Here is an 8,688-nt window from a genome sequence, read left to right as displayed (position 1 = left end):
GTCGAAAACCGTTTCCCTTTTCAAACCCATGCGCTAGTCAACGGAAGAACGGCTAGATGCCGTCGGGGGCGCCGGAGACGGACGAGAGCATGCCAGGCACAGGCGACGACGATACTTTGTTGCGGTTTCCGATCCTTATCGGTGACATCGGCGGCACCAATGCGCGCTTTTCGATCGTGCTCGACGCCAATTCCGAGGCCGGCGAGCCGACCATCGTCCAGACGGCGAACTACAACACCATCGACGAGGCGATCCAGGCGGCCGTGCTCGACCGCTCGTCGGTGCGTCCCAATTCAGCGGTGCTGGCGGTGGCCGGTCCGGTCGACGGCGACGAGATCGAGCTGACCAACTGCCCCTGGATCGTCAAGCCGAGAAAAATGTTCGCCAGCCTCGGCCTGAGCGACATCGTCGTGCTCAACGATTTCGAGGCGCAGGCGCTGGCCGTCGTCGCGCTCGGCGAGGAGCACATGGAAAAGATCGGCGGCGGCACGCCGGAGCCCAATGCCGGGCGCGTCGTGCTCGGCCCCGGAACCGGGCTCGGCGTCGCCGGGCTGGTCCATGCGCTGCACCACTGGATACCGGTGCCCGGCGAGGGCGGCCATATGGATATCGGTCCGCGCTCGGCCCGCGATTTCGAGGTTTTTCCGCATATCGAGAAGCTGGAGGGCCGCATTTCGGGCGAGCAGATCCTGTGCGGACGCGGTCTGGTCAATGTCTATCGGGCGGTTGCCAAGGCAGACGGCAAGCCATCGCCCTTCACCACGCCGGCCGAGATCACTGCCGCGGCACTTGCGAAAACCGATCCGGTTGCCGAGGAAGCGCTGGAGATCTTCGTCACCTGCCTTGGCCGCACCGCAGGCGACCTTGCTCTGGTGTTCATGAGCCGCGGCGGCGTGTTCCTCACCGGTGGCATCGCGCAGAAGATCGTGCCAGCGCTGAAGGCCGGCAATTTCCGCGCCGCTTTCGAGGACAAGGCGCCGCACAGCGCGATGATGCGCACCCTGCCCGTGTACGTCATCACCCACCCGCTGGCCGCCCTTCTGGGCCTTGCCGCCTATGCCAGGAACCCCTCGCTGTTCGGTGTCCAGACCGAGGGCCGGCGGTGGCAGGCCTGAAAGCCAGCGAAGCGCTCGCGCCCCGCGACGAAGTTAATCAGGTGCGGGCATAGGCAATCAGGCCGCAGGGCGTTAAGAGGGGTGCCGAATTTGCAGCCCCGGTCCCACGAGGCGGAAAACCACAAAGCGCTCCCGATTTGACGATTCAAGCTCCCAAACAAAAAGTCCAGCCCGGCGAGGTCACGGCGGTGCTCCGCCGCATCCTCGCTGAAAACGGCAACGAGTATCGCTGGACCTATGTCGTCGCCGTCACCTGCCTGCTGATCGTTTCCGGCACCACTGCCTTCACGGCGTGGATCATGGCCCCGATGATCAACCAGATCTTCTACGAACGACGCGGCGATATGCTCTGGTTGATCTGCGCCGGTTTCATGGGAGCCTCCCTGCTGCGCGGCTTCGCCGGTTACGGCCAGGCAGTCGCGTTGGCCAGTATCGGCAACAATCTGGTCGCTCGCTACCAGAAGCGCAGCTTCGACCATCTGATGAAGCTCGGCGTCAACTTCTTCAACGATACGCGTTCCGGTCGGCTGGCGGCACAGGTCAGCGAGAATGTCGGCGGCGTTCGCGATCTGCTGTCGCTGACACTGACCTCCATCAGCCGCGACGCGGTCACGCTGGTCGCTCTCGTCGGCGTGATGATCTACCAGGATCCGGTGTTGTCGCTCAGCTCGCTGCTGATCGGCCCTCCACTGATCTGGGCCGTCGTCTACATCACCCGCCGACTGCGGCGTATCAACCGGGAATCCGTCCTGATCAATTCGCGGCTGAACGGGTCCGTGCAGGAGGCCACGCAAGGCATCGCCATCGTCAAGGCCTTCACCTTGGAGGCCGAGCTGGCGCGCCGCATCGGCATCATGGCGGACACCGCCGAGCAGCGTAACAACAAGATCGCCCGCGTCTCGGAGCGGCTGTCGCCGATTTCCGAGATTCTGGGCGGTCTCGCCATCACCTCCGTGCTTGCCTATTCCGGCTACCGGGCGCTGTATCTTGGGCAGCCGCCGGGCGCGGTTTTCTCCTTCATCACCGCGCTGATCATGGCTTACGATCCGGCAAGACGCCTGGCGCGCACACAGGTGGGCATGGAACGTGCCCTGGTCAACGCGCGCATGATCTACGAGTTGCTCGACCTGGAGCCGAAACAGGGCGACGCGCCCGATGCCGTCGAGGCCAGGATCACCACCGGCGAGGTGCGTTTCGACAATGTGACGTTCGGCTACAGCGCCGACATGCCGGTGCTGAGGGACCTGAGCTTTACCGCCGCCGCCGGCAAGGTGACGGCGATCGTCGGTGCGTCGGGCGCCGGCAAATCGACGCTGGTAGCGCTCTTGCAGCGCTTCTACGACGTCGACCGGGGTAGCATCGAGGTCGATGGCCAGGACATCTCGAAGGTAACCAAGCATTCGCTGCGGCAGTCGATCGCCTATGTGGCGCAGGCGCCTTATCTGTTCGAGGGCACGATCCGCGACAACATCCGCTACGGCCGCCTGTCGGCTACGGACGCCGAGATCGAGCAGGCGGCGAAACAGGCGGCAGCCGACGAGTTCATCCGCCAGCAGCCGCAAGGTTACGACACGCCGGTTGGCGAAGGCGGCTCTACCCTTTCCGGCGGCCAGCGCCAGCGCGTTTCGATCGCCCGCGCCATCGTGCGCCAGGCACCGATCCTGCTGCTCGACGAGGCGACATCGGCGCTCGACAACGAGGCGGAGGCGCGCGTCCAGGAAGCGCTGACCCATGTCATGCAAGGTCGCACGACCATCGTCATAGCGCATCGGCTGTCGACGGTCGTCAATGCCGACCACATCATCGTGCTGGAAGAGGGACGGTTGGTCGAGGAAGGCACCCATGCGACGCTGATGGCCGACCCGGACAGCATCTATTCCCGCTTCCACCGCATACAGGGCAAGAAGGGGCTGGGGCTTGTCGATGACAGCAAGCCGATCCGGACTCCGGTCCGGGCCACGCGTGCGAAGAAGACTGCTGTGAGGAGCACATGAGCGAAGCAGGCGATATGGGCCTGGTGGTGGTCGGCGCGGCCGGCCGCATGGGCCAGACGCTGATCCGTGCCATCCACTCCATCCCCGGCGCTCGAGTTATCGGCGCGGTCGAGCGGGCGGATTCGCCGCATCTGGGCAAGGATGCCGGCGAGCTGGCCGGCATCGGCATCATCAACGTGCCGATCAGCGACGATCCGCTGCCGGTGTTTGCCAAAGCCGATGGCGTGCTCGACTTCACCACGCCTGCTTCGACGGTCGAATTCGCCGGCTACGCGGCACAGGCGCGCATCGTCCATGTCATAGGCACGACCGGCTGTTCGGCCGATGACAATGCCAGGATCGCGGCGGCGGCGCGCCATGCGACCATCGTCAAGTCGGGCAATATGAGCCTCGGCGTCAATCTTCTGGCGGTGCTGGTCGAACAGGCGGCGCGCGCGCTCGACGCCGACGATTTCGACATCGAGATCCTCGAAATGCACCACAAGCACAAGGTCGACGCGCCTTCAGGCACGGCGCTGCTGCTGGGTGAAGCCGCCGCCGCCGGGCGTGGTATCGAGCTTTCAGGCAATGACATACGCGTCCGCGACGGCCACACCGGGGTGCGCAAGACGGGCTCGATCGGCTTTGCCACGCTGCGCGGCGGCTCTGTCGTCGGCGATCACAGCGTGATGCTGGCCGGCACCGGCGAGCGCATCACGCTTGCCCACCATGCAGAGGACCGCGCCATCTTCGCCCGCGGCGCCGTCAAGGCCGCGCTTTGGGCGCGCGGCAAGAAGCCGGGACTGTATTCGATGCGGGACGTGCTCGGCCTCAGTTGAGCCGGCCTGATCCATAAACCTCTTTGTCTAACGCAATTCCGGGCGGAAAACCGCGTCACACTTTTCCTGGAATTGCTCTTGAAGGAGCAAACATGTCGAGAACCCTCGTGCTCGTGCGCCACGGCCAGAGCGAATGGAATTTGAAGAACCTGTTCACCGGCTGGCGTGATGTCGACCTGACAGAGCAGGGCCACGCCGAGGCCAAGGCCGCCGGGCAAAAGCTCAAGGCGCGCGGCCTGAAATTCGACATCGCCTTCACCTCGGCGCTGATCCGGGCGCAAAAGACCTGCCAGCACATTCTCGACGCGGTCGGCCAGAGCGACCTGAAGACCATCCGCCACCAGGCGCTCAACGAGCGCGACTATGGCGACCTCTCCGGCCTCAACAAGGACGACGCCCGCAAGAAATGGGGCGAGGACCAAGTGCATGTCTGGCGCCGCTCCTACGACGTGCCGCCGCCCGCCGGCGAAAGCCTGAAGGACACCGGCGCCCGCGTCTGGCCCTACTATCTGCACGATCTGCAGCCGCATGTATTGCGCGGCGGTACCGTGCTGGTCGCCGCGCACGGCAACTCGCTGCGCGCGCTGATCATGGCGCTCGACGGCAAGTCGGGCGAGGAGATCGTCAAGCTGGAACTCGGCACCGGCGTGCCGGTTATCTACCAGCTCAACGCCGATTCCACCGTCGCTTCCAAGGAAGTGCTGGACGACTGAGCCGGCGAACGGAGCAACCGCGAAAAAAGCGCGTTGACACACATCGCTTGCCCGCTTACATGAGCCCGCACCAGCCCAGATGGCGGAATTGGTAGACGCGCACGGTTCAGGTCCGTGTTCCGCAAGGAGTGGAGGTTCGAGTCCTCTTCTGGGCACCAATCCCTTTGTAAGCTCTTGATTTCCCGGAAACCTAAGGTTTCCGGGTCATCGACTGCTACACAAAGGTGCTGCACATGGCCTTACGAATGACCTCCCCGACTAGGCGACCCAACTCGACGTCGCATCAGTTCATTAGGCGAGTCCCGGCTGATATTTTGAAGGTCGCGCGAAACGAGCGTGTCATACTGCATTTTCCGAGGAGCAAGTTGGGCCCTCCTCTGTTCATTCAACCCAAGCTAGGCGACGTGGTCAGCTTTTCGCTAGGCACAAACGACAAGCTCCTCGCGAAGGTCCGTACCAGCATAGCGGTAACCCAGCTCGAACGAGCATACGAAGCCCTGCGGGTCGGTCCAACAACTCTATCCCAACGGCAGATCATAGCTTTGTCAGGAGAAATCTATCGGCTGTTTGTCGAGAGCTTTCAGGAAAACCCGGGAACACCCAAAGATTGGGCGTCGTTCAAAGCTCTCAATCGAGCAGCGCGTGAAGGACGATTGGAGAACCTCCCCTCGATTGGCTTTTCATTTCCGCAAGAGAACGACGCGGCCATGTCCTTTTTTGGGCAGGACCTCACAGAAGGCGTCGACTCGCTGCCCCCGTCGGCGAATTCAATCGCGCTTGAAAGGCGCTTTGGTGGTCTGGTATCGTGGGTGTTGGGTCTTCATACCATTTTGGTCGACACAGCAAGCCGACACAAGCTGCTGGTTGCCGTGGATCAGGCCGTAACCGACGCTGCTTACGCGCTCAAGCGAAATGCCGATGGCGACTACTCACCCGATCCGAAGGCGGACCGTTTCCCGGCCTTCGTTCAAACCGGGGTAGTATTTTTCCAAGCCTTGTTCGACAAATGGGCTAGTGAGCGCTCTCCGGCGGCCAGCACACAGACGACCTGGCGCACCGCGATCAAATCCTTGCAAAATCACGTTGGCCATGAAGATGCTCGCCGCATAAGCGAGACCGACGTGGTGTCATGGAAAGATGGGTTGGTTGCGACTGGCCTGTCGGCCAAGACCATCAACGGATCGTACTTGGCAGCTCTCAACGTCCTGTATGTCTTCGCCATCGCAAATAAGCTGCTCTCCGAAAACCCAGCAATCGGCATTCGCGCCGCGACGGCGAACAAGGCTGGCACGAGAATGTTGCCTTATTCGACGGAAGAAGTTGGCCGTCTCTTATCGATAGCCGAACACAAAGGAACACCTCGGAGACGCTGGCTGATTTGGCTTGCCGCCACCAGCGGCGCCAGGATCGGCGAAATCGCTCAACTTTGGGGGAGTTCGATAGTCCGCGAAGACGGTATCGACGTGATGCGAATAATGCCTGCTCCCGACGGAGGTTCATTAAAGAACGAGGGTTCGGAACGCACCGTTCCAATTCATTCCGCCGTAGTAGCAGCCGGCTTCCTGCAGTTCGTCAAGCAGCAAGGTAATGGCCCCCTCTTTTATCGGCGGTCTTCCGGCGAGCCGACAAAGACGCATGCCTCAAAGGGCGTTACAAACCACCTCGCATCTTGGATACGCGAGGAAGGCTTTGTCGATCCTCGCAAGGCACCAAACCACGCCCTTCGCCATTGGTGGAAATCTCAGGCTGTTGATGCCGACGTTCAGGATAGCTTGGCAGATCATATCCAAGGCCATGCCACCAAATCTGCAGCCGGCGGATACCGCCACTTTAGCATCGAGACTGTCGCGAAGGCCGTTGAGAAAATTCCGCTCCCGAAACCTACTCGAAACGTCATCACTTCCGGCTAGTGCTGGACCGCGGAGGGGATGGGTGACTGGTGGGGCGCGGGGTTCTTGCGGTTACCCTTGGAGACCCTTTGCTGGCCCCCCAGCCTCGCAGTATCCATGCCCCGGACGCATCGCCCCAAGCCGCCACCATCGAGAGGAATGATCATCCTGCCCGAGTAGGTGAAGGCCCTCTACGCGGCACATGCTGCGATCTGCCGGCAATTCGCCCATACCGGTCTGACTTCACCCTTGATGGTAAGCTGGTGGGCGACGTTGGCGAAGCGGTAGTGGCCGAAGCATTCGGAATAACGCTGTGCCGAAAGCGGACACCTGGTGTTGACGGGCACGCGGCAGACGGTCGATCGATGCAGATTAAGGCAACGGTTCGTCCGAACGCCGGTCCAGCGTTCACGCCGGGAGAGGGTATTGCAGATCATTTGATTTTCGTTCGGATCGATTTCGCCGCTGGCAACGTAACCGTCCTCTATAATGGGCCAGAGGCACCGATGCGCCGGTTACTACCTCCTAGATGGTCGAGGACGAAAGTCATCCCTATCTCGAAGGTGCTAGCGACTGACGCCATTGTGGGAAAAAACAGCGGCTGTGCCCTGTCCGGTAAGCGGTGGTGCCTGGATCCTATGCCAGAGCCGCACTATCCCGCTCAATGCTCTCCGATAGGTAACGCGGGATGCCACATTTTTCACCCGAACCGCCTTCTGCAAGTTTCCACAGCTAGAATAGAAGCAGGCTCCTCGCGGAGCCTGACACGGAGCCGGAACATCTGCCACTAGTCGAGCCGCAAGCGTTCTGAGCCAACGGCCTTCAGGCATTGCGCGAGAAAGACTGCGCTAAAACGTCCCCTCGCCAATTTGTTGCGGATATTGGCCTCCTTCTCCTCGACCCCAATCGCGGCCAATTTGTCCGCAAGCTCGGCGTAGGTCACGCCTTTCATCTTTAGCTCTGCCTTCAACAGATTGCTGATCAGCTTTTCCCAGTCGGTCGTCGCCATGGCAACCCCAAAATATAAGCTCATAGACTCATTGAATGCACGATATGTGCGCCTTATGTATCGTAAACGGTACTAATACAATCAACAGATACCCACAAATCACTTATTGGCAGCTTTGGCAAAGCCGGTTGCCCCTCAAAGGAATTCCAAAATGAACGTCGACCCCACGACAGCGAACGCGCTGAACGAACTTTTGCGCGAACTCGCCTCGGAGCTAGATCTTCACTATGAGGACGACGCCTTCCAAGCAATCGAACCTACGGTTGACGCGATGAAACGCGCTGCCAAATTGGTGACGGATGCCGGCTACACAGCTCCGGACTCGTACCATCACATCGTCAGGCGCTTCGAACGGAATGCTCTCCCTAGGAGATAGCGCCAGCCCGCTTGAAACCCGATGCGCTGTTAATATGCGGCTGCGTACACAGGCCCCTAACTCATTCACACGGAAGCATGCACACCATGTCACCGATATCTGAACCCCCAATATCGAGTGCTGACTATCTCGCCCGGGCTAGGAAGCAGTTCCAAAACTCACCGATCCTCCAGAGGCGCATACCACGATGGATGCTTGAGGATGATTTCGACTACGGCGTTCACCAAGCCCATGTGGATCTACTCCTCGATCCAACCAGCTGGAGCGACGTTTTTTTGGATGGAAAACGAAAGCCTCGGGTCTTCATCGATGCTTTTCGCAATCAGGGTGGGAATGTTGAAATCCGCTGTATGGGCGGGCCTCGCAGAATTCTCTTTCGGAACGATTTCACTTGGGACTATTTTAACAGGGCTACGACCGGCGCTCACGGCGCTCATCGCAGCGAAGGCGAGATAATATGGATCAAAGACTTCGATAGCCTCGTCACCAACGTCTCCACCCATCAATGCCCAGCGGCCACCGCCCTGCTCCTCGGGTTCGCTGCGCGGTTAGACGAACTGATTGAAAGGCTCGCGAGAGGCGTGGATCTTGTCGGTGCGGTTAGGATGGCCGTTACTTACGCAGGAGAGCGCCGGACGTCAGTTGATTTTGTTCCAAGTGTTTCACCAGCCCGTCTTCAGGAACTTCGCGCCGAGCCGTGGGACTGACTAGAACCAAGGCTCTATGAGCCGTAAGCGGCTAAGCCGCGGCAGTGGCTCGCGGCTGATGCGGTTC

Annotated in this window: 8 protein-coding genes and 1 tRNA gene; 8 read left to right on the top strand and 1 reads right to left on the bottom strand. The window is 60.8% G+C overall.

The features are described from left to right. The first annotated feature begins 89 nt into the window (after positions 1 to 89). From EN943_RS01425 to EN943_RS01400, 6 genes are all read left to right on the top strand, one after another. Complete coding sequence (locus tag EN943_RS01425) at positions 90 to 1,115, top strand: glucokinase (RefSeq protein ID WP_127411219.1); 1,026 nt, start codon at positions 90 to 92, stop codon at positions 1,113 to 1,115. 137 nt (positions 1,116 to 1,252) lie between these two features. Then, positions 1,253 to 3,109 carry an ABC transporter ATP-binding protein gene (locus EN943_RS01420; protein WP_127411218.1) on the top strand — a complete coding sequence of 619 codons (1,857 nt, stop codon included), beginning with the start codon at positions 1,253 to 1,255 and terminating at the stop codon, positions 3,107 to 3,109. Continuing rightward, positions 3,106 to 3,927: a 4-hydroxy-tetrahydrodipicolinate reductase gene (gene dapB, locus EN943_RS01415; RefSeq protein ID WP_127411217.1), complete on the top strand. Its 822-nt coding sequence runs from the start codon at positions 3,106 to 3,108 to the stop codon at positions 3,925 to 3,927. The genes EN943_RS01420 and dapB overlap by 4 nt, the downstream gene beginning before the upstream one ends. Positions 3,928 to 4,019: 92 nt before the next feature. Beyond that, entirely contained in the window at positions 4,020 to 4,640 is a 621-nt protein-coding gene (locus tag EN943_RS01410; protein ID WP_127411216.1) for a 2,3-bisphosphoglycerate-dependent phosphoglycerate mutase, read from the top strand. Between the two features lie 73 nt (positions 4,641 to 4,713). Beyond that, positions 4,714 to 4,798 (top strand) — tRNA-Leu (locus EN943_RS01405). Positions 4,799 to 5,044: 246 nt separating this feature from the next. Further along, complete coding sequence (locus EN943_RS01400) at positions 5,045 to 6,550, top strand: tyrosine-type recombinase/integrase (protein ID WP_164778033.1); 1,506 nt, start codon at positions 5,045 to 5,047, stop codon at positions 6,548 to 6,550. A gap of 766 nt (positions 6,551 to 7,316) precedes the next feature. On the opposite strand, the gene EN943_RS01395 is transcribed toward EN943_RS01400, so the two are convergent. Next, positions 7,317 to 7,538 carry a DUF6471 domain-containing protein gene (locus EN943_RS01395; protein ID WP_127411214.1) on the bottom strand — a complete coding sequence of 74 codons (222 nt, stop codon included), beginning with the start codon at positions 7,536 to 7,538 and terminating at the stop codon, positions 7,317 to 7,319. Between the two features lie 151 nt (positions 7,539 to 7,689). Here EN943_RS01395 and EN943_RS01390 point away from each other — a divergent pair, with 151 nt between their 5' ends. Both EN943_RS01390 and EN943_RS01385 read left to right on the top strand, forming a co-directional pair. Beyond that, a complete protein-coding gene (locus EN943_RS01390) occupies positions 7,690 to 7,914 on the top strand; it encodes a hypothetical protein (RefSeq protein WP_127411213.1) in 225 nt (74 codons plus the stop codon). A 191-nt stretch (positions 7,915 to 8,105) separates the two neighbouring features. Continuing rightward, complete coding sequence (locus EN943_RS01385; RefSeq protein ID WP_127411212.1) at positions 8,106 to 8,621, top strand: hypothetical protein; 516 nt, start codon at positions 8,106 to 8,108, stop codon at positions 8,619 to 8,621. The last annotated feature ends 67 nt before the right edge of the window (positions 8,622 to 8,688 follow it).

Origin of the sequence: Mesorhizobium sp. M7A.F.Ca.US.006.01.1.1, assembly GCF_003997935.1 — a bacterium.
Classification (GTDB): Bacteria; Pseudomonadota; Alphaproteobacteria; order Rhizobiales; family Rhizobiaceae; genus Mesorhizobium.
Note: the sequence above shows the minus strand (reverse complement) of the source record. Positions and strands in the feature narration are given on the sequence as shown.